This is a genomic window from Campylobacter sp. BCW_6461 (assembly GCF_001762735.1).
GTDB classification, from domain to species: Bacteria; Campylobacterota; Campylobacteria; order Campylobacterales; family Campylobacteraceae; genus Campylobacter_D; species Campylobacter_D jejuni.
Genome location: NZ_MJXJ01000013.1, coordinates 1 through 20,128, shown reverse-complemented (window position 1 = coordinate 20,128; position 20,128 = coordinate 1). Strand labels below are relative to the sequence as shown.

Here is a 20,128-nt window from a genome sequence, read left to right as displayed (position 1 = left end):
ATCAAATGAAAAAATTATTAGTAGTTTCTGCTTTGGCATGTCTTGGTGTTTCTGCTTTTGCTGCAGATGGTGCTACACTTTTTAAAAAATGTGCAGTATGCCATGGTGCAAATGCTGACAAAGTTTACTTAAACAAAGTTCCAGCTTTAAAAACTCTTTCTTCTGCTGAAAGACTTCAATACATGAAAGAATATTCAGAAGGTAAAAGAAATGCTTATGGTCAAGGTGCGATCATGAAACTTAACCTTAAAGGTTTAACTGAAGAAGATTTTAAAGCTATCGAAGCTCATATTGAAACTTTAAAATAATTTCTAAAAAAGGCTTTCCTTTTCAAGAAAGCCTTTTTTTATCCAAAGCTTCTTTTTTACGTCTTTCTAATTCTATAGCATCACGCAAAGAATCCTCATCATCATTTAAAGTAGTAAATTTATAATCATCATCAAATTGCTTATTTTTAATCCCCCAAAGCAAAGTTGCCAAAATGATAAAAAACGCTAAGATAGAAACTCCTATCATCATCATGATTATACTATTCATTCTTTAATCCTTAAAGCATTTAAAACGACTATTATACTACTAAAAGACATAGAAATAGCAGCAAATAAAGGATTTATCATACCCAAAAAAGCCAAAGGTATGGTGCAAGCATTATAAAACAAAGAAAAAGCAAGATTTTGCTTGATAATTTTAAAGGTGTTTTTAGATAATTTGATGGCTTTTTTTAAAGAAAGCAAGTCATTTTTCAAAAGCAAAACATCACTACTTTCTATAGCTAGATCACTTCCTTCTCTTAAAGTCATTGAAACACTTGCGTATTTTAAAGCTAGTGCATCATTTACCCCATCACCTACAAATAAAACTTTGTAATTTTTACTTAAATTTTCTATAGTTTTCATCTTATCTTCAGGCAAACAAGAAGCTTGATAATTTTGAATTTCTAACTTTTTAGCGATTTTTTCCACTGCTTTTTGATGATCGCCACTGAGTATCATTAATTCTTTCTTTTCTTTTTTAAGATAAGCGATAAGCTCTTTTGCACCTTCTCTTAAAACACTATCAAACTCAAAAAAAGCTAAAATTTTACCTTCCTTGGCAAAAATAAAATGCGTATTATCAAATTCTTTAGCCACAATACCCTTTTCTTGCAAAAATTTAGAACTTCCGCCTAAAAGCAACCCTTCATTTAACTCAGCACTTAAACCTTTAGCTTGAATACTCGAATGCTTTTTAAAATCCAAATTTAAATCCTTAGCTCCTTTTTGCTTTAAATATAACACAATATTTTGAGAGATAGGATGTTTAGAAAGTTTTACAAAATTATAAAGCTCGTTTAAATCAAGCGCTTTATCTAAAAAAACCTCTTTAAGTTCAAGCTCTATTTTGGTTAAAATACCCGTTTTATCAAATACCACACAATCACATTTGCTTAAATCTTCTATCACGCTAGAACTTTTAAATAAAATATGTTTTTTTAAAGCTCTACCTAAAGCTACAAGATTGCTCACGGGCGTTGCTAAAGCCAAAGCACAAGGACAAGCGATAATCAAAACTGCAATCGCATTGACTAAAGAAATTTCAAAACTCTCTTCTTTATAAAAAAACCAAAAAGCAAAACAAATAAAAGCGATCAATAAAACCGTTCTAGAAAAATAAGCCAAAAGACTATTGACCAAACTTTCAAGTTTTGCTTTTTTAGAACTTGCAAGTTCTAAAAGCTGGATAATTTGACTGAGTTTTGAATCCTTGTAAAGCTTTGTTGCTTCATACTCCACACTTCCATCAAGCACTATACAAGCTGAAAAAATTTCATCTTCTTTTTGTATGAGTTTTGGAATACTTTCTCCGTTTAAAGAAGAAGTATCCATACTCATTTCACCACTTTTACAAATCCCATCGATTAAAATTTTATCTCCAGTTTTAAGCAAAATTCTATCCCCTAAACAAACCTTTTGAACTTCTTTAGAGACAAATTCTTTACCATTGAAAACTAAAACTTCATTTTGTAAAAAATCATTAAGCCCATCTATGGTATCTAAAGCACACTTTTTGCTAAACATCTCAAGATATTTACCTATAAAAACAAAGCAAATTATCATCGCCACAGAGTCAAAATACACTTCCCCTACCCTAAAAAACATGGCCCATAAAGAATAAACATAAGCCAAACTCGCTCCGCTAATCACCAATACATCCATATTTAAACTATGCATTTTTAAAGTTTTAAAAGCACTTTTATAAAAATGAGATCCCGTATAAAAAAGCACAGGAGAACAAAGGATAAATTCAGCAAAATTTAAAATATCCTTAGTGTCCTTATCCATACCGCTAAAAAATCCTGCGTATTTTGCCACTGCTATCCACATGATATTCATCACACAAGCTATAGCCACAACAAGCTTAGAATAAAATTCCCTTTTTAGTAAATCCGCTTTTTTTGAAGCCTTGCTCGCATCATAAGCACTCGCTTTATAGCCTATGCTTTCAATAAGTCTTAAAATTTGCACCAAAGAAATGCTTTGCTCATCAAAAACAATGCGTGCTTTATGGTTTAAATGATTAATATCAAGTTCTAAAATTCCTTCTTGTTTGGTTAAAATTTTCTCATTAAGCCACACACAAGCTGCACATTCTATACCGTGTATCATGAGATAAATTTCACTAAATCCTTCTTTGGTTTTAGTGATAAACTCATCATAATTTTTCATTTCATTTTGAAAATTTACAGGGCTTAAAGTTTGATTTCCAAGCTTTTCATAAAACTCATCTAATCCACTTTCATGTAAAATTTCCCAAACGCTCTTACAACCTTTACAACAAAAAAATTTACCCTTATACTCTATCATTTGGGCTTGTTTATAATCAAGTTTGCAATGTTCACATTTCATAATCATTCTTTAAAAAAATATTTTTTATAATTATAAACAAATTTGACAAAAAGTGCATTTTTTTATTAAAATCACATTTTACAAAAATTATTCTGCTAAATCTTACGAGGACTTATGGAAAAAGAAAAAAAACAACATCAAAGAACCCACGTTCCAGTGGAAGGTTATAAAATCGAAGAATTAAAATTATTAGATTTAGAAAATCTAGTTAAAATCGCCAATGAATGTGAAATCGAAAACCCAAGAGAATTTCGCCGCCAAGAACTTATTTTTGAAATTTTAAAAGCACAAACAAAAAAAGGCGGTTTTATACTTTTTACAGGGATTTTAGAAATTTCTTCCGAAGGTTATGGCTTTTTAAGAGGTATGGACTCTAATCTTAGCGATAGTGTTAATGACGCTTATGTTTCAAATTCACAAATTAAAAAATTTGCTCTGCGTGTAGGCGATATCGTTACAGGACAAGTTAGAGAACCAAAAGATCAAGAAAAATACTACGCTCTTTTAAAAATCGAAGCGATCAATTATCTGCCTTTACAAGAAGCCAAAGAAAGACCTTTGTTTGATAACTTAACCCCTATTTTTCCAACAGAAAAAATCAAACTCGAATACGATGCAATGAAGCTTACAGGTCGTGTTTTGGATCTTTTTACTCCTATAGGAAAAGGACAACGCGGGCTTATCGTTGCTCCACCACGCACAGGTAAAACAGAGCTTATGAAAGAACTTGCTACTGCCATTGCAAAAAACCACCCAGAAATGCATTTAATCGTACTTTTAGTCGATGAAAGGCCTGAAGAAGTTACCGATATGCAAAGATGCGTAAAAGGGGAGGTTTTTAGTTCTACTTTTGATTTACCTGCTTATAATCATGTGCGTGTAGCCGAACTCGTGATAGAAAAAGCCAAAAGAATGGTAGAAACAGGCAAAGATGTTATTATCTTACTTGATAGTATCACAAGACTGGCACGTGCTTATAACACCGCAACTCCAAGCAGTGGAAAAGTCCTAAGCGGCGGGGTGGATGCTAATGCCCTACACAAACCAAAACGCTTCTTTGGTGCAGCTAGAAATATAGAAAATGGAGGCTCTTTAACCATAGTTGCTACAGCTTTAATTGATACAGGTTCAAGAATGGATGATGTGATTTTTGAAGAATTTAAAGGCACAGGAAATAGCGAAATAGTTCTTGATAGAAATATCGCCGATAGAAGAATTTATCCTGCGATTAATATCATCAAATCAGGAACAAGAAAAGAAGAATTGCTCCAAGGCGTAGCAAATCTTCAAAAAATTTGGGCAATCCGTTCAGCGATTTCTCAAATGGATGATGTTGAAGCGTTGAAATTTTTATATTCTAAAATGCTTAAAACCAAAGACAATGTAGAACTTTTATCTATAATGAACGAGTAGAAAATGCTTCAAGCTTTAGCGATTAAATACAGACCAAAAACCTTTGATGAACTCATAGGACAAAAGACAGTTAGCGTAAGTTTAAAATACGCCCTAAATCATAATCGCTTAGCTCATGCTTATCTTTTTTCAGGACTTAGAGGAAGTGGAAAAACTTCAAGTGCTAGAATTTTTTCTCGTGCTTTAGTTTGCGAACAAGGACCAAGTGATACTCCATGTGGCACTTGCAAACACTGTCTTGCAGCACTTGAAGGCAAACATATAGACATTATAGAAATGGATGCTGCAAGCAACCGTGGGCTTGAAGATATACAAGCCTTAATCGAACAAACCAAATACACCCCTTCTATGGCAAGATTTAAAATTTTCATCATTGATGAAGTACATATGCTTACCCCACAGGCTGCAAATGCACTTTTAAAAACCTTAGAAGAACCCCCAAGTTATGTTAAATTTATACTTGCAACCACAGATCCTTTAAAACTCCCAGCTACCGTGCTTTCAAGAACGCAACATTTTCGCTTTAAACAAATTCCCCAGAGTGAAATTTTAAATCATCTTAAAGAAATTTTACTTAAAGAAAATGTTAAATTTGAAGAAGAAGCTTTAAAATTTATAGCAAGAAGTGGCAACGGATCTTTAAGAGATACTTTAACCTTGCTTGATCAAGCCATTATTTTTTGTCAAAATGAAATCAGCATTAGTAAAACTACAGATATGCTAGGATTTTTAGATCCTGAAAAAATCAAAGCCTTTTATCAGGCTATTTTAACAAAAGACAAAGAAAAAGTTTTTGCATACTTAGAAGAACTACAAGACTATGAAGCCTCAAGCGTGATCGATGAAATGCTTTTTTATTTAAAAGAAAGTTTTTTTGCAAAAAGTACAGAATTTTCTACTTTAATTTATGAAAGATTTTTCCGTATTTTATCAAAAGCTAAAAATATGCTTTGCGATGATGATGGCTTTACGATTTGTGTTATGGCTTTTATGATGATGGAAGCAAGCCATTTAAAAGAAATTGATGCACAAATCCAAGAAATCAAACAAGAAAATACAACAAATATTACACCTAGGATCACACCTTCTCCTATCATACCTAATCTTGAGAAAAAAATAGAAAAAAATGCTTATGAAATCTTGCTTGATAGTATTTATGATAGGGATTTTGATCTTGCAGAATGCTTTAAACAAAGCACGAAATTTATTAGTTTTGAAAACAATACCTTAAATATAAGCTCAAATGCACAAGGACAAAATCGCGATACACTCAATAAAGGCTTTAAACTCATACAAGAACTTTTTAAGGCTAAATTTGGGGAAAATGCTAAAATTAATGTGCAAAAAGTACTAACAATTGATGAAAATAAGCTTCAATCCTTAACTCAAGAATTACCAAACAATGAAAATAAAAACATAGATATTCAAAGTTCTATTAATATGCTTAAAGAAGGGGCCAAAAAATTTGACCCACAAGAAGATCTTAAAGAGGCTCTTAAAGATTGTTTTGGAGAGCCTAGTATAGAAAATTAATCATTTTTAAGAGAGATGAAAATCAAAGCCAAAAACATATAAGTTACCAATCTTGTAGTATCAGGTAAACCTTTCCAAACCTTACTCATCCACATTCCAAACCATTCTGCAACAACTACTTGGAAGGCAAAAAACCATAAAATACACAAGTTAAAGAAATAATCCCAAAAAATCTTAGCATTATGAAAGCTTTGAGCATCTAAATTTCTAGCTTTAAACATATCATAAGCACCTTTTTTAGAGCTGTTAAGGCAATAAAAGTTTCAAAAAGAATAATTGCTATATAGCCTATATGATAAATCACGGGAGAAGTAATAGCCATATAAACTACAGCATTACCTAAATAAATCAGGCTTTATATCCATACTCATCACATGCGAAACAAATTGGAAATTAGAATTGTAATCTGTCACATTTCCAAAAACCACTATACCTGCTAACGATACAACGGTAAGCAAAATAATAATTTTTGAAAATCTAATCATTTTGCTTATGCAAAAACATTTTTGTTGCATTTATACTCTTTTAATAATATATTTTAGTAATATTAATTATATATAATATATTATTAATAAAAATCAAATTTTTAAATTCTTTTAAGTCTTAAAGAATTAAGCACTACAGTAATAGAACTAAAACACATTGCAAGTGCTGCTATATGAGGACTTAAAGAGATAAAAGGTATAAATCCTGCCGCGATAGGAATGCAAAGCACATTATAAATAAAAGCCCAAAAAAGATTTAGCTTAATAATACCGCGTGTTTTTTTAGCAAGTTTAAAACATTTAAAAATCGCTGATAAATCATCTTTTATCAAGATAAAATCTCCTGTTTTTTTAGCAAGTTCATTTGCCTTTGAAAAACTCATACTCACACTTGCAGCAGATAAAGCCGCCGCATCATTGATCCCATCTCCTACAAAAAGAGTTTTTTTAAATTTTTGAATGATTTGTAGTTTTTCTTCACTCTTAAGCTGAGCGTGAAATTCGTCTATTTGTAATTCTTTGGCTATTTTTTCTACATTTTTTACATGATCGCCGCTTAAAATAAAAGTTTTAAGATTTTGCTCTTTCAAATTTAACACAAGCTCTTTGGCTCCATCTTTTAAAGCATTGCTTAATAAAACACCGCCTAAACACTTTTTATTCTTAGCAAAATACACTCTAACATATTCTTTAAAAGAGTCAAAAAAGATATCACTTTCTTTTGTATCAATTTCATTTTCGTGCAAAAACTGCGCACTGCCTACGAGATAATTATCATTATCTTCTTTGTATTTTATGCCAGAACCCACAATCACTCTTCCCTCACCCTTTAAATCACAAATTTGATCTTTATGTAAAGCCTTGGCTATAGGATGAGAGCTTAAACTTTCAATTTGACATAATTTATCAAAATCATCTTTAGAAAGATTGTGTTTAAAAACACTCAATTTTTCCTTTGTTAATGTACCCGTTTTATCAAAAAAAGCATACTTAACTAAGGCTAATTTTTCTAAAGCAGCAGGATTTTTAATAAGAATGAAATTTTTTGCCGCATTTGCACTTGCCACAACCAAAGCTATAGGCGTTGCAAGACCTAAAGCACAAGGACAAGAGATCAAAAGCACAGCACAAGAGTGTAAAAAAGCTGTATTTAAATCTGCTTTTAGCACCCAAAAAACAAAAACTAAAAAAGCAAAAAATATTATACCCCCTACAAAGTATTTAGAAATTTGATCTGCTAAATTTGCCAAAGGACTTTTGATACTTCCTGCTTCAAAAACTAGATTTTTGATTTGTTCTAAAGTACTATCCATGGCCTTTTTGTTTGCTTTGATCCTTAAAGCACCATTTAAAACTACTGCTCCTGCTTGAACTTCATCGCCTTCTTTTTTTAAAACAGGCAAAAACTCCCCATTTAAAAAACTCATATCAAGCTCTGCACTCCCTAAAAGCACTATTCCATCTGCAACAATACTTTCTCCTTCTTTTACCAAAAGTACATCGCCACTTTTGACAAAAGAACTTGAAATTTCTTTGATACTTTCATCTTCAAGCAAAATTTTTGTCTTTTTTGTGTCTATATTTTCTAAAATTCTTTGATAATCTTGTGCCTTAAATTTAGCCTTACTTTCAAGATATTTTCCTAAAAGCACAAAGGAAATAATCATCATTGCACCACTAAAATACAAATCTTCTTCTTTGAAAATTTGCAAATACACCAAAAAAGAATACACAAAAGCACTCAAAGTCCCCAAAGCTACAAGGGTATTCATATCTAAATTTTTACTTTTAAGTCCTAAAAAAGCATGAGAAAAAAAGTCTCTCCCACAATAAAATATCCCAAAAAAACTCAAAGCCATTTGGATATTTTGAGAAAAAGAACTTTTAACAAACATTTCAAAATACATAATAATCACACTCAAAACTATACTTAAGAGCAAATTTTTTCTTAATTCTAAGTGTTTTTTTGCCTTGTATGCGTTCAAGCTTTGTTCATCTTCTAAAATTTCAAAGCCTAAATTTTGAATTTTTGCGATGATATCCTTGCGTTTTTCTTGATCTTCAAGTAAAAAAACCCCGCTAGAATTCACATAAGAAACACTAGCATCTTTAACACCATCAATTTTTTTACAAGCTCTTTCTATAGCGTTAGAACAATTAACGCAAGTCATTTTGCCTATTTTTATACGCAATTCTTCCATTATAAACGCTCTACGATCTCAAAACCTAAATCTTGAAATTCTTTTGTAAAATTTGATACTTGATTTTCTTCTAAATTTAAACTTAAAATTTTTTGCTCCAAATCCACTTCTATATTTCCAAATTCATCTTCAAGAGAATTTTTGATCAAATTTACACAATTCATGCAATTAACATTTTTTACTTTAAATTTCATTTTCACTCCTTATAGGTTGTATGGTAATGTGCCCGATTTCAAATTCATGCAATAACTTATGAGATAAATCCTGAGATAGTTTTTCAAATTCCTTTAGATTGCAAACTCTTACTTTTAAATGCATAGAGGCTACTAGCATTTTATTAGTGATTTGAGTAATATGCAAATCCACTACCTCATCCACACTAGGATTTAAAAGCAAAACTTGTCTTACTTTTTCTATATCCACAGGAGAACTTTCAAGCAAGACATTAGCGCTTTGTTTAAGCAAGATAATCGCCCATCTTAAAAGCAAGATTGATAATACAATAGCTAAAATCGTATCTATATAAACAATACCGCTAAAATACACCACGATCCCACCTATAATAACCGCTAAAGAACCCAATAAATCGCTCATCATATGCAAAAAAGCGGACTTCATATTGACATTTTCTAAATTTGCACCCTTAAACATCATCAAAGCATTAATCCCATTTACCAAAAAGCCCAAAATAGCTACAATTATCATGGTTTTAGCGTCAATTTCTTTTGGATTGATAAATTTTTCTATAGCCTCATAAATGATAAATAAAGCCGATAAAATAATGGTTAAAGCATTGATAAAAGCCACTAAAACTTCAAGACGAAAATACCCAAAGGTCTTTTGATGATCTTGCCATTTTTCTACAGCTATAATGGCTAAAAAACTAAGAGCTAAGGCAAAAACATCAGAAAACATATGCAAAGTATCGCTTAAAAGTGCTAAAGAATTTGAAAGGATTGAATAAATAAATTGCACAAGCATCATAGAAAAAGTCATTAAAAGAGAAATTTTTAAAATCTTTTTATCCACACTCCTTGCATCAGCATGGGAATGATGATGTTCATGAGAATGTTCTTCGTGATTATGATGACAAGATTTGTTAGCTAAAGGCTCGTGCGATAAAAATTTATACATCTTATATCCTTTTTTGCTTGACATTTTAAGATATTAAGCTAAAAAGGATATAAATATTTGTTATTTTTATAAAAATTAAAAGTCAAAAAGCTCGCCTAGCCAACTTTCTTTCTTTTTCTTTTTATAGTAATCATTGTGCTGATGATAAGCTGAGTCATTATATCTTGACTCTTGTCTTGGAGCTTGGTTAAAATTTGCTGTATTAGGGACACTGCGTTCTATGATTTTGTCAAGTTCTCCACGATCAAGCCAAACGCCACGACACTTTGGACAATAATCAATCTCAACTCCACTCCTATCACTCATAACCAAATCTACATTACAAACTGGACATAACATACAATACCTTTTTTTAAATTTTTGATTTAAAATTATAAAAAGAAATATTAAACAAATTTACAACAAGTTTTAATGTTTTTTTGCATGTCTAGTCATCATAAAACTTTGTTCAAAAAATATAAGCAAGGTAACACTCACTCCTATAGCTAGAGCCAAAGTCACAGAAACAGTTGTAAAAAAATAATCAAAAAATTGAACTAAAAATTCAGACTTAGCCTTCAAATCATCACTGCGTATAAAAGAAATAAGATACAAAATCGCTTTATAAGCATAAATTCCAGGTATCATAGGAATAAGAGCAGGGAAAGCGATAATTTCAGCAGGAGTTTTGATGATTTTTGCTAAAACAATTCCTAAACATCCTATGCAAAATGAAGCAACAAAAGTTGCAATTGCTAAAGTTTGAAAATGAAAATATTCCACCAAGGTAAAACGAAGCCCATGTGCAATTGCCGCTAAAAGAGCAGATAAAATAAGGGTTTTTAAAGGTGGATTACAAGCATAAGCAAAGCCAAATCCCGCCACAGCAGCAAAAAACATATCTCTTAAAATAAATTCAATCATCTTAAAATCCCAAAATCCGAAATACTAAGCGTCATGTAAATTCCAAGTGCTATACAACAAATCAAAATAGCCACGCTGATAATACGGCTAAGCCCCATTAAAATATGATCTTTTAATATATCAATCACAGAATTTATAAAAAATACTCCTGGTATAAGATACAAGATACTAGAACCCAAAGCCACATCAGAAGTATTGGTATATCCCATATCCAGTCCAAAAAATACAAACCATGATGAGATAAAAGAACAAAGGATGTATTGAATTCTTAAATCAATCTTTGCTTTAGTTAAAATATATCTTAATAACAATCCCACAAAAGTTGCAAAAAATACTAAATTTCCAGCACCAAAATCACCACCAAAAAGCCTGCAAAAAGCCGAATTTGCCATAGAAACAAATAAAAGATTAAGCAAATAAGAATGCTTTTTTTGTTGAGAAATTTGCTCAAAAACGACTTTTGCTTTTTCAAGATCGTATTTGTGATCATATATAGCCCAGCTTAAAGCACTTAAATCAAAAATAAGCTTAAAATTAACATGGGCATGATGATTGGGTATAACATAAGTTCTTTGAATGGAGTTATCATCCATATCTACAACATTTAAAGTAATATGATGAAAAAAGAAATTGATATTTATCTCATAGCCATAAACCTCAGCTATTCTTCCTACGCATTTTGCCACCCTAGCTGTATAAGTTCCAGCACCTAGCAAAGTTTTAGTATATACGATTAAAAAATTAGTTAATCTTTGTATATCAGGTTTTTCCATATTTTAATAATCTTTGATTGAATTTGTTATAATTATAGCAAATTTTAAAATAAATAAGGAGAAAAAATGGCAAAAATCGGTATAGTTGGTTTAGGTTATGTAGGAGCTGCTAGTGCTTATAGCATAGTTACTCAAGGAATTTGTTCAGAACTTTACTTATATGATATAAAACAAGATTTAGCTCTAGCTCATGCAAGAGATTTGGAAGATATGTCAGCCATTCATTTTTCTTATACAAAAATTTTTCATGTGCCAAATTTAGAAAATTTAGCTTCTTGCGATATTATCATTTTAGCTTTTAGAAAAGAAAGCTTAAAAGAATTACCTAGTCGCTTAGTAGAACTTCAAAACAATATCCTCGAACTTAAAGACATTGTCTTAACCTTAAAAAATGCTAATTTTAAAGGCAAATACATTGTCGCAACAAATCCAAATGACACCATAACTTACTACACTCAAGTATTAAGCCAATTACCTAAAAATCATGTTTTTGGTAGTGGAACAAATTTAGATAGTTCAAGACTTAAGAAATTTTTAGCCAAAGATTTAAACATAAATTCAAAAGATATTTTTGCTTGTATGATTGGTGAACATGGAGATTCTCAGTTTGCAGCACTTTCTAATGCAAGCGTTTTAGGACAAAATTTATTAGATTTTTATAAGCAAAAATTAGGCAAAGATTTAGACATACAAGAACTCGAAAAAGCCGTGATTAGCGAGGGATATTTCATCTATGAACGCAAAGGAAGAACAGAATTTGGCATAGGAACTTCTTGTGTAAATTTGGCCAAAGCCGTCCTAGAAGATAGAAAAAGTTTACATCCTGTAAGCGTGGTTTTTGATGATATAGCTTTTTCAATGCCCGCTATCATAGGAAAAGATGGTATAGAAAAGGTTTTTGAATTAAAATTCAATGAAAAAGAAAAAATAAAATTAGAAAATCAAAACAACAAATCAAAAACGCCATACAAAGCGTAAAAGATAAAATTTAAGCCTTTTTAAAAGGCTTTTTGATTTTGATATATAAATTAAACTTGCTAAAATCACAAAAACAATTATAATGATTAAAATTTGAGTTAAATAAGTTTTAATCAACTCTTCATTTTGTCCTATATAATAACCCAAAAATACAAGTATAGCCACCCAAATAGCACTACCAAGTGCAGTAAAAAGTATAAAATTTACAAGTTTCATTTTTACCAAACCTGCAGGCATAGAAATATACTGACGAATCCCTGGCAAAAGACGACAAGTAAAGGTTGAAAATTCCCCATGTTTGTTAAAAAATTCTTCAAATTTAGCAAATTTGACTTCGTTTATACCAAAATACTTACCCCATTTTAATACAAAATTTTTACCCCAAAAAAAGCAAATATAATAATTAATCAAAGCCCCTAAAACAGAACCTAAAGTCCCACTAAGTATACAAAGAGTGATATCAAGTTCGCCTTTATGTGCCAAATATCCAGCAGGTATCATAACAACTTCACTTGGAAAAGGTATAAAACAACTCTCTAAGGTCATTAAGATAATAATACCCAAATACCCCCAAGCACTAGCTGTCTCAACAATAAAAGAAATGATTTCTTGCATATTAGCCTTATTTGAAGAAAATTTTAAAAAATTGTAGCTTAAAAGATTAAACAGTAAAAAGCGGTTTTATACCGCTTTTTTTATTTACCTGCAACTGAAACTTGATTTGGATTGTCCGCTGCACGAGCGATCATACACTCTTTTAAAACAGCAGCATCAGCTGGATCGCTAACTTTTTTATTAATCCAGCGTTCAACTTGTTTCATTGTTTTTGACTCTGGCTCTGGAGCTTCGTATTTTGCCATCAAACTTGCACAATCAGCCAAAGCAATGATAGGTAATAAACTTGCAAAAAGTATTTTTCTCATCTTTTGCTCCTTAGAATTTTACATTATACATTAACATGATATTATCAGCTCTTGCTTTATCTTTTTTCGCTCCACCAAATGGTAAGCCACGATTACCCCAAATATTTTGGATATTAGTATAACTTAAGCGTAAGAATTGATATCTATCAAGTTGATAAATCACATAAAAATCATGTGCTGTTCCTCTTGTCATTCTTATATTAAGCGGATCGTTGATACTTGGACGGCTCATAGTATACCAGTATCTACTTCCCCAGAAGAACTCATACCCTACTTTTAAAGTCTTGGTAAAATCATAGCGTCCACCTACATGCACAGCATAGCCATCTTTTTCATTAAATTCCAATTGAGATTGCACAGCAGGAATTGCACTTAGAGTATGTGCATTTGTTCCGTTAGAATACCCTAAAGATACAAAATAATTAAAATTTGTACCAAAAGCATTGTAATTTTCAAAATGAATATTTGCTAAAGTTAAATTTCCTAGATTGTAAACACCATCTTGTAAAACATTAACCAAAGCACCGCTTGGGCCAATTGGAAGATTGATTCCTGGAAGTGGTAATGCAAAATCAGTCATATGAGCCACATTGAAGATAATAAGATTATCTCCCATGCCTTCTATAGGAAGCTCTCCTTCTACTGCAGCATAGTAAAGATTTGCATCAGCATCTTTTTGATCGCTCATCCAGTCTCTTACCTTGCCTTCTTCATCCCATTGATAAGTTTTACCATAAGCTGCACGGATAGCTACTTTATGATCTTGCAAACTTTCAGGTTTATAAGTGATCACTGCTGCATCACCTAGAGCATTAATCGCTAAGGCTGGATAAGTTGATTGTCTTAAAGCATTGTTTCTAAGATTACTTCCTGGGCCATCGGTTCCTGGTTGTCTTCCTACAGTCGCAATCCATTCAGGTGTGATGTAGTAGTCAAGATAAGCTCTATCTACATAAAGTACAGGCCCGCTTGATCTTGTGTTTCTTCCTGCATCTAAGTCATAAGGAGTACCACTCCAACCCATTTGAGACCAATTTTTAGCCATAGATAAACGACCATAGAATTTGGTTTTATCATTAATATCAGCATTCATATTTAAATGAAGCTCATTCATCCATTTGTTATTAGCACTATAATCTTGTCCGCTAACTTTATAGTTTGTATTTGAAACTGCTGTTGAAAACTCAAGTCCAAATTTAACCTTGCTCAAAGCAGCTTGGAATTCTGTTTCATCGGCTCTATCATTAAGATCAGCAAGTTCAGCTTTTACAGCTTCATTTTGCTTAGCTTGAACTTCCCTTTCTTTTCTGATTTGTGCAAGTTCAGCTTGAATTTGTGCAAGCTGTTTTTGAAGCTTGGTTATCTCATCATCTGTATTTTTAGCAAAAAGTGAAGATGAAAGAAGACAAGCACTTAAAATAAGTGAAAACTTAGTTTTCATAATCATAACTCCTTGTAATTTTGTTACATTTAGCAAATTAAAATTGTGATTATAGAAAAAAAAGTTTAAAAAAAAATTATACATTAATCATTTTTAGCTAGTCAAACTTATGACTAGCTTTGTAAATATTGTAGTTTTAAAAAAGTTTTAAAATTTTAAATTTTTAAATTTTATCACAAATTTTTATGTCTAAAATTTTATCTCCTTGGCGTATAGAGTCTAAAACTTCTAAACTTTCTTCATCTTTTGGATCAATTTGCCCAAAAACAGTATGAACTCCATCTAAATGAGCTTGAGGGCTGTGACAAATAAAAAATTGAGAGCCACCCGTATCGCGTCCTGCGTGTGCCATAGATAAGGTTCCACGCTCATGTTTATGTTCTTGATCATCACATTCGCAAATGATTTCATATCCAGGCCCACCTATACCATTGCCGTGTGGACAACCCCCTTGTATGACAAAATTTGGGATCACACGATGGAAATTTAAATCTTTATAAAATCCTTCATTAGCCAAAGTAGCAAAATTACAAACCGTTTGTGGAGCCTCATCGCCAAAAAGTTTTAGTTTCATTGTGCCTTTTTCAGTTTCTATAAGAGCAAATTTATATTCGTTTACTTTGCTTGTGTCAATTGTTTTTATCATTATTTCTCCTTAATCTATATTTGTATAAACAGCTTGAACATCATCATCGTCTTCTAACTTATCTAAAAGTTTTTCTATATCGCTAAGCTGTTCTTCGCTAAAGCTTACAGGATTGTTTGGTATATACTCAAGTCCTGCTTTTTTAAGAACTAAACCCTTAGCTTCTATAGCAGAACTTAGCTCACCAAAGGCAGTATAATCACCGCTAATTACTAACTCTTCTTCATTTTGTTCTAATTCTTCAAGCCCTGCATCGATCAAATCAAGTTCTAATTCTTCTAAATCTCCTGCAAATTTTTCAAGATGAAAAACCGCTTTTCTAGTAAACATAAAGCCTAAAGATCCATTTTGCAAAACTTCTCCACCATTTTTACTAAAAATAGCTTTTACATTAGCCACGGTGCGTGTAGGGTTATCGCTCATACATTCAACTATAACCAAAGCTCCATGTGCAGCTTTTCCTTCATAATGAATGTTTTTAATATCTGCGCTATCCTTTCCACTCGCACGCTTAATAGCCGCATCTATATTATCTTTTGGCATATTATTTGCTTTTGCTGTAGCTATAGCACTTCTTAATTTTGGATTCATATCAGGATCAGTGCCACCTTCTTTAGCAGCTACTTGTATGGCTTTAGCAAGCTTAGGAAAAAGCTTACTCATTTTATCCCATCTAGCCTCTTTAGAAGCTCTTCGGTATTCAAACGCTCGTCCCATAAATTCTCACTTTCTTTAAAGATTTTTAAACTTAAAAGTATAAACTAAAAAGGCTAATTAAAGCTTTAAATGGTATGATTTTATTATTTTTGGGGAGAAGCTTTTTGAATATCGCAAAAAAAGAACTTTTTGTTGCTTGGTTTTTCTTGATTGCTGCTATTGTATTTGAAGTTTTAGGCACTAGTTTTTTAAAAATGGAAAATCAAGTTTTAGGCTATATATTTATGGCTTTATTTATAGCTTTTTCTTATTTTTTTATGGGCAAGGCGATTAAAAAAATTCAAGTAGGTATAGCCTATGCTGTATGGGAACTTTTAGGGATTATTCTTATACTTTTAGTTTCTTTTATAGTTTTTAAAGAGAGTTTAACCTTAACTCAAATTCTAGGCATTATTCTTTCTATCGTTGGAATTATCATGATTAATATAGGCGAGGTTAAAGAATAATGTATATTTTTATCATTGTTTTATCAGCATTGTTAGATATCGTAGCAAATTTATTGCTAAAAAAATCAGATGGTTTTAAGCATAAAATTTGGGGCTTGGCTGCGATTGTCAATGCTATACTTGCTTTTTTTCTACTTTCTTTTTCTTTAAAATATGTTCCTTTAAGCATAGCTTACTCAACTTGGGGTGCTATAGGCATCATAGGAACTTGTCTTGGTGGATGGATTTTATATAAAGAAAAATTAAACAAAATAGGAATTTTAGGTATCATTATCGTAATAATAGCAGTATTTTTGCTAAATTATTAAAACAGCAAAATGCGGTTTTAATGTTCCATTTTGTTTTTTGCTTCAATACCCATTAAAGAAAATGCGGTTTTAATACTAAGAGCAACCAAAGAAAATAATTTAAGCAAATCATTTTCATTTGCAGAGCCTACAACTTTATTTTCATTGTAGAATTTATGAAAATTTGCAGCTAAATTTTTAAGATAATCAGGAATTTTTTGCAAAGCTCTAGCCTCAAAAGCATCGTTTAAAACAGCCTTTAAATTCAAAGCTTCAAAAAGCAAATTTACGCCATCTTGATTTAAACTTTGTAAATCAGCTTTCATTACATCATCGATTTTTTTACCAGCTTTAGCAAATACTTGATGAATTCTAGCGTGTGCATAGTTGATATAATACACAGGATTAGAACTATCTTCTTTTTGCAAATCACTAATATCAAATTCCAAATGCGTATCGCATTTTTTGCTCAAAAAGATATAACGCAAAGCATCACTTCCTATCTCATTAACCACATCGCTCATCAAGATAAAATTTCCTGCTCTTTTACTCATTTTATAAGGTTCTCCATCTTTAAGTAGGGAAACCATTTGTGCTAAAATAATCTCAAGATTATTAGAGTCAAATCCCAAAAATTCCATCGCAGCTTTCATTCTAGGGATATAACCATGATGATCTGCTCCCCAAATATTAATACACTTTCCATAACCACGACTCATTTTATCTTTATGATAAACAATATCTGCTGCCAAATAAGTCCCGCGTCCATCTTCACGGATAATTACCCTATCTTTTTCATCGCCTTTTTGCGAAGAAGCAAGCCAAATTTTACCTTCTTGCTCGTAAATTCCTTTATGCTCTTTTAAAGATTCTAAAGTTGCATTTAAAGCATCATAATACGATCTTTCGCTTACATAGCTGTCAATTTTAATCTTTGCTTGTTCTAAATTTTGTTTAATCAAAACAAGCATTTTATCTTTTGCCCAATCAGCCAAACTAGGGATATTTTCTTGGCTAAAAAATTCTTTACCAAATTTTTCAAAAGCTTCTTTTGCTAAATCCGCTATATACTCGCCTTTGTAATATTGCTCTGGATATTCAACATTTTCATGAAGTATACTTTCTTTCACACTTAGTAAAATAGAAAGCCCTAGTAAATAAATTTGATTACCCGCATCATTGACATAGTATTCTGTATTAAATTTATAGCCCAAATGTCTTGCAAGTCTTGTTAAGGTGTCTCCAAAAACAGCGCCTCTTGCATGTCCTATGTGTAAAGGCCCAGTAGGATTTGCACTCACATATTCAAGCAAAAAACTTTCTTGTTTTTTTTCTCCTTTAGTAAAATCATTTGGATTTGTTAAAGCCTGATTTGCAAGTTCATTTAAAAAAGTTTTGGAAATTCTAAAATTTAAATACCCATTTACAGCTTCAACTGATTCAAAACAATCATGATTTTGAAATTTGCTCGCTAAGTCGCTAGCGATCAACATAGGGGATTTTTTTAATTCCTTAGCCAGTGAAAAAGCCAAAGGGGTAGCAAAATGTGCTAAATTTTTATCCTTTGGATTTTCAAGCGCAAAATCACACTCTAAAATCTTTTTAATTTCATTAAAAATAATACTTTTCAAAAGACTAAACCTTAAGCTTTTTTTGTTTCGTCTATACTTGCATCAGCATTTGTATTATTAGTTGTGTTTTTGTTTTCTTCTATTTTTTGAGTATTTTTTGCTACTTCATCATCATTATTCATTTCATCTTTAAAAGTTTTAATACCTTTGCCTAAACCCTTTGCAAGTTCTGGAATTTTTTTTGCTCCAAAAAGCAATACAACAATCAATAAAATAATCAACCAATGACTTGGACTTGACCAACCACCCATTTTATTCTCCTTCATTCCAAATATTTTGAATTTGCCCTAGATTCTGCCCTTTGGTTCTAAATTTATGGGCGATTAAAATCGCTCGCAATGCTTCATAACTTTGCTTTAACTCATCGTTAATGATAAGATAATCATACTCGCTAAGCTCTTTCATCTCATCACTAGCGTTTTGTAATCTTTTTTCTAGTTGTATTATTGTATCAGTATTTCGCTTAATAAGTCTTTTTTTTAACTCATCTTTATTTTTTGTAGTAATAAAAACAGAAACAATCTTATCAGCCATTTTTTTTCTGGCTATTTTAAATCCTTGCACATCAATATCAAAAACAACTATTTTTCCATTATCTAAAGCATTTTGAGTGTGCTTTAAAGAAGTACCATAAAAATTTTCATGCACTCTAGCCCATTCTAAAAAATGATCACTATCTATACCTTTTTGAAATTCTTCATGGGATATAAAATGATAATGTATTCCATTTTTTTCACCCTCTCTTGGTTTGCGAGTTGTTGAAGAAATAGAAAAATAAAGCTCATCTTCAAATTCATCAAAAAGTTTTTTTAAAAGAGTTGATTTTCCAGCACCACTAGGACCTGAAATCAACAAAACAAAACCTTGCAATTTCAATCCTCTTTAAAACTAATGTTTATATTTATATTCATATTCATACCCTTAAGAGCAGCTTTTAAGGTATCATCTTTAATACTTGAAGTGATCGCTCCTGCTATGCTTTGGCTAAGCTCATTAACTATCTCTTCGCTATTATCATCTTTAGTTACATCACTTACTATAGGCTCTTCATTTTTTTCTAAGATTTCCTCTCCAAGAGCTTCTTGTATATCACTTTCTTTCAATGTATCAAAATCACTTATATTTAAATTTGGCACAACCACTTCCTCTTCATTTGTTCCTAATTCTTTATCGTCTAAAATTGGTTCATCTTTAAAATCTTCTAAGACCTTGCTACTATTGTCACTATCAATACCATAATCAAGCTCATCAAGTTGAGCTAGTTCTTCTTTGATTTGATCTTGAGTACTCAAATTTGAAGCAAAATCATCTATTTCATCTTGAACATCTTCTTCCACAACAGGAGCAAACTCCTCTAAATTTTCCTCTGATTCTTCATTATATTTTGCTTGACCTAAAAATTCAGCATCCTCAGGAAGATCATCAAAATCCATTTCTTTTTCTTGCTCTTCAACCTCAGGAAGATCATCAAAATCGCTTATATTAGCTTGTAATTCTTTATTATCTTCTAAATCTTCATCATTTTTATCATCTAGCTCATCTAAACTAGGCTCAGTATCCAAAGCTGTATGTTCTTGGCTTAAGTCTTCTTTTTCGCTTTCACTATCTTCTAAAGTTAAATCTAAATCAGTTTGAGTGTCTTCTTGAGTCTGTTCTTTAATTGTTTCTTGTTCTAAATTGTCATGTTCTAAATTTTGAGTTTCTAAAGTTTTGTTTGCATTATCATCTTGAG

General features: G+C 31.4%; 20 protein-coding genes and 4 pseudogenes. 6 read left to right on the top strand and 18 right to left on the bottom strand.

Annotated elements, in window-relative coordinates:
- Window positions 1-5 precede the first annotated feature (5 nt).
- Window positions 6-308, top strand: a complete 303-nt coding sequence (locus AJ882_RS02940) for a c-type cytochrome (protein WP_002852762.1) — start codon at window positions 6-8, stop codon at window positions 306-308.
- A 22-nt stretch (window positions 309-330) separates the two neighbouring features.
- On the opposite strand, the gene ccoS is transcribed toward AJ882_RS02940, so the two are convergent.
- Entirely contained in the window at window positions 331-537 is a 207-nt protein-coding gene (ccoS, locus tag AJ882_RS02935; RefSeq protein ID WP_002852798.1) for a cbb3-type cytochrome oxidase assembly protein CcoS, read from the bottom strand.
- Window positions 534-2,891 carry a heavy metal translocating P-type ATPase gene (locus AJ882_RS02930; protein WP_079254352.1) on the bottom strand — a complete coding sequence of 786 codons (2,358 nt, stop codon included), beginning with the start codon at window positions 2,889-2,891 and terminating at the stop codon, window positions 534-536. Before AJ882_RS02930 ends, ccoS begins: the two co-directional genes overlap by 4 nt.
- A gap of 108 nt (window positions 2,892-2,999) precedes the next feature.
- Here AJ882_RS02930 and rho point away from each other — a divergent pair, with 108 nt between their 5' ends.
- Together rho and AJ882_RS02920 are read left to right on the top strand one after the other, a co-directional pair.
- Window positions 3,000-4,298 (top strand): transcription termination factor Rho, encoded by a 1,299-nt coding sequence (gene rho, locus AJ882_RS02925; protein ID WP_002852852.1) that lies wholly within the window; start codon window positions 3,000-3,002, stop codon window positions 4,296-4,298.
- Between the two features lie 3 nt (window positions 4,299-4,301).
- On the top strand, window positions 4,302-5,831 hold the full coding sequence (locus AJ882_RS02920; RefSeq protein WP_002867395.1) for a DNA polymerase III subunit gamma/tau: 1,530 nt from the start codon (window positions 4,302-4,304) through the stop codon (window positions 5,829-5,831).
- Here AJ882_RS02920 and AJ882_RS09555 read toward each other — a convergent pair.
- The 7 genes and pseudogenes from AJ882_RS09555 to AJ882_RS02875 form a co-directional block, all read right to left on the bottom strand.
- Window positions 5,828-6,316, bottom strand: a pseudogene (locus AJ882_RS09555) (DUF2165 family protein). The gene AJ882_RS02920 and the pseudogene AJ882_RS09555 overlap by 4 nt on opposite strands.
- Window positions 6,317-6,417: 101 nt before the next feature.
- A complete protein-coding gene (copA, locus tag AJ882_RS02900; RefSeq protein WP_002867392.1) occupies window positions 6,418-8,517 on the bottom strand; it encodes a copper-translocating P-type ATPase CopA in 2,100 nt (699 codons plus the stop codon).
- Window positions 8,517-8,711 (bottom strand): heavy-metal-associated domain-containing protein, encoded by a 195-nt coding sequence (locus AJ882_RS02895; protein ID WP_002852760.1) that lies wholly within the window; start codon window positions 8,709-8,711, stop codon window positions 8,517-8,519. Before AJ882_RS02895 ends, copA begins: the two co-directional genes overlap by 1 nt.
- On the bottom strand, window positions 8,701-9,651 hold the full coding sequence (gene czcD / locus AJ882_RS02890; RefSeq protein ID WP_002867391.1) for a CDF family cation-efflux transporter CzcD: 951 nt from the start codon (window positions 9,649-9,651) through the stop codon (window positions 8,701-8,703). The genes AJ882_RS02895 and czcD overlap by 11 nt, the downstream gene beginning before the upstream one ends.
- Window positions 9,652-9,726: 75 nt before the next feature.
- Entirely contained in the window at window positions 9,727-9,990 is a 264-nt protein-coding gene (locus AJ882_RS02885) for a zf-TFIIB domain-containing protein (protein ID WP_002831611.1), read from the bottom strand.
- 69 nt (window positions 9,991-10,059) lie between these two features.
- Window positions 10,060-10,554, bottom strand: coding sequence for a threonine/serine exporter family protein (locus AJ882_RS02880; protein ID WP_002831613.1), 495 nt, complete (start codon window positions 10,552-10,554; stop codon window positions 10,060-10,062).
- Complete coding sequence (locus AJ882_RS02875) at window positions 10,551-11,327, bottom strand: threonine/serine exporter family protein (RefSeq protein WP_002853925.1); 777 nt, start codon at window positions 11,325-11,327, stop codon at window positions 10,551-10,553. The genes AJ882_RS02880 and AJ882_RS02875 overlap by 4 nt, the downstream gene beginning before the upstream one ends.
- Window positions 11,328-11,393: 66 nt before the next feature.
- Between AJ882_RS02875 and AJ882_RS02870 the strand changes: the two are divergent.
- Window positions 11,394-12,319, top strand: a pseudogene (locus tag AJ882_RS02870) (L-lactate dehydrogenase).
- Here AJ882_RS02870 and AJ882_RS02865 read toward each other — a convergent pair.
- From AJ882_RS02865 to AJ882_RS02845, 5 genes and pseudogenes are all read right to left on the bottom strand, one after another.
- Window positions 12,316-12,920 (bottom strand): annotated as a pseudogene (locus AJ882_RS02865) (DedA family protein). The pseudogenes AJ882_RS02870 and AJ882_RS02865 overlap by 4 nt on opposite strands.
- Window positions 12,921-13,000: 80 nt before the next feature.
- Window positions 13,001-13,228, bottom strand: a complete 228-nt coding sequence (locus tag AJ882_RS02860; RefSeq protein ID WP_002822505.1) for a hypothetical protein — start codon at window positions 13,226-13,228, stop codon at window positions 13,001-13,003.
- 10 nt (window positions 13,229-13,238) lie between these two features.
- Window positions 13,239-14,669 (bottom strand): DUF3373 family protein, encoded by a 1,431-nt coding sequence (locus tag AJ882_RS02855; RefSeq protein ID WP_011049894.1) that lies wholly within the window; start codon window positions 14,667-14,669, stop codon window positions 13,239-13,241.
- 163 nt (window positions 14,670-14,832) lie between these two features.
- Window positions 14,833-15,315: a peptidylprolyl isomerase gene (locus AJ882_RS02850; protein WP_002869004.1), complete on the bottom strand. Its 483-nt coding sequence runs from the start codon at window positions 15,313-15,315 to the stop codon at window positions 14,833-14,835.
- Window positions 15,316-15,324: 9 nt separating this feature from the next.
- Window positions 15,325-16,032 carry a YebC/PmpR family DNA-binding transcriptional regulator gene (locus AJ882_RS02845; protein ID WP_002780603.1) on the bottom strand — a complete coding sequence of 236 codons (708 nt, stop codon included), beginning with the start codon at window positions 16,030-16,032 and terminating at the stop codon, window positions 15,325-15,327.
- Window positions 16,033-16,136: 104 nt separating this feature from the next.
- On the opposite strand from AJ882_RS02845, the gene AJ882_RS02840 reads away from it, so the two are divergent.
- Window positions 16,137-16,478: a DMT family transporter gene (locus tag AJ882_RS02840; protein WP_002884435.1), complete on the top strand. Its 342-nt coding sequence runs from the start codon at window positions 16,137-16,139 to the stop codon at window positions 16,476-16,478.
- Window positions 16,478-16,786 (top strand): DMT family transporter, encoded by a 309-nt coding sequence (locus AJ882_RS02835; RefSeq protein ID WP_002780599.1) that lies wholly within the window; start codon window positions 16,478-16,480, stop codon window positions 16,784-16,786. Before AJ882_RS02840 ends, AJ882_RS02835 begins: the two co-directional genes overlap by 1 nt.
- A 17-nt stretch (window positions 16,787-16,803) precedes the next feature.
- Here AJ882_RS02835 and argS read toward each other — a convergent pair whose 3' ends face one another.
- The 4 genes and pseudogenes from argS to AJ882_RS02815 form a co-directional block, all read right to left on the bottom strand.
- The gene (gene argS, locus AJ882_RS02830; protein WP_011049895.1) at window positions 16,804-18,396 is read right to left on the bottom strand and encodes an arginine--tRNA ligase; all 1,593 of its coding nucleotides are present in this window, start codon (window positions 18,394-18,396) and stop codon (window positions 16,804-16,806) included.
- An 11-nt stretch (window positions 18,397-18,407) separates the two neighbouring features.
- Window positions 18,408-18,647: a twin-arginine translocase TatA/TatE family subunit gene (locus AJ882_RS02825; protein WP_002852866.1), complete on the bottom strand. Its 240-nt coding sequence runs from the start codon at window positions 18,645-18,647 to the stop codon at window positions 18,408-18,410.
- Between the two features lies 1 nt (window position 18,648).
- On the bottom strand, window positions 18,649-19,272 hold the full coding sequence (gene gmk, locus AJ882_RS02820) for a guanylate kinase (protein ID WP_002860253.1): 624 nt from the start codon (window positions 19,270-19,272) through the stop codon (window positions 18,649-18,651).
- Window positions 19,269-20,128: pseudogene (locus AJ882_RS02815) on the bottom strand (highly acidic protein); the annotation flags it as partial. The gene gmk and the pseudogene AJ882_RS02815, both read right to left, overlap by 4 nt.

Coding starts and splice junctions, on each gene's coding strand:
- AJ882_RS02940 (WP_002852762.1), top strand. CDS start 6: ATGAAAAAATTATTAGTAGTTTCTGCTTTGGCATGTCTTGGTGTTTCT.
- ccoS (WP_002852798.1), bottom strand. CDS start 537: ATGAATAGTATAATCATGATGATGATAGGAGTTTCTATCTTAGCGTTT.
- AJ882_RS02930 (WP_079254352.1), bottom strand. CDS start 2,891: ATGATTATGAAATGTGAACATTGCAAACTTGATTATAAACAAGCCCAA.
- rho (WP_002852852.1), top strand. CDS start 3,000: ATGGAAAAAGAAAAAAAACAACATCAAAGAACCCACGTTCCAGTGGAA.
- AJ882_RS02920 (WP_002867395.1), top strand. CDS start 4,302: ATGCTTCAAGCTTTAGCGATTAAATACAGACCAAAAACCTTTGATGAA.
- copA (WP_002867392.1), bottom strand. CDS start 8,517: ATGGAAGAATTGCGTATAAAAATAGGCAAAATGACTTGCGTTAATTGT.
- AJ882_RS02895 (WP_002852760.1), bottom strand. CDS start 8,711: ATGAAATTTAAAGTAAAAAATGTTAATTGCATGAATTGTGTAAATTTG.
- czcD (WP_002867391.1), bottom strand. CDS start 9,651: ATGTATAAATTTTTATCGCACGAGCCTTTAGCTAACAAATCTTGTCAT.
- AJ882_RS02885 (WP_002831611.1), bottom strand. CDS start 9,990: ATGTTATGTCCAGTTTGTAATGTAGATTTGGTTATGAGTGATAGGAGT.
- AJ882_RS02880 (WP_002831613.1), bottom strand. CDS start 10,554: ATGATTGAATTTATTTTAAGAGATATGTTTTTTGCTGCTGTGGCGGGA.
- AJ882_RS02875 (WP_002853925.1), bottom strand. CDS start 11,327: ATGGAAAAACCTGATATACAAAGATTAACTAATTTTTTAATCGTATAT.
- AJ882_RS02860 (WP_002822505.1), bottom strand. CDS start 13,228: ATGAGAAAAATACTTTTTGCAAGTTTATTACCTATCATTGCTTTGGCT.
- AJ882_RS02855 (WP_011049894.1), bottom strand. CDS start 14,669: ATGAAAACTAAGTTTTCACTTATTTTAAGTGCTTGTCTTCTTTCATCT.
- AJ882_RS02850 (WP_002869004.1), bottom strand. CDS start 15,315: ATGATAAAAACAATTGACACAAGCAAAGTAAACGAATATAAATTTGCT.
- AJ882_RS02845 (WP_002780603.1), bottom strand. CDS start 16,032: ATGGGACGAGCGTTTGAATACCGAAGAGCTTCTAAAGAGGCTAGATGG.
- AJ882_RS02835 (WP_002780599.1), top strand. CDS start 16,478: ATGTATATTTTTATCATTGTTTTATCAGCATTGTTAGATATCGTAGCA.
- AJ882_RS02825 (WP_002852866.1), bottom strand. CDS start 18,647: ATGGGTGGTTGGTCAAGTCCAAGTCATTGGTTGATTATTTTATTGATT.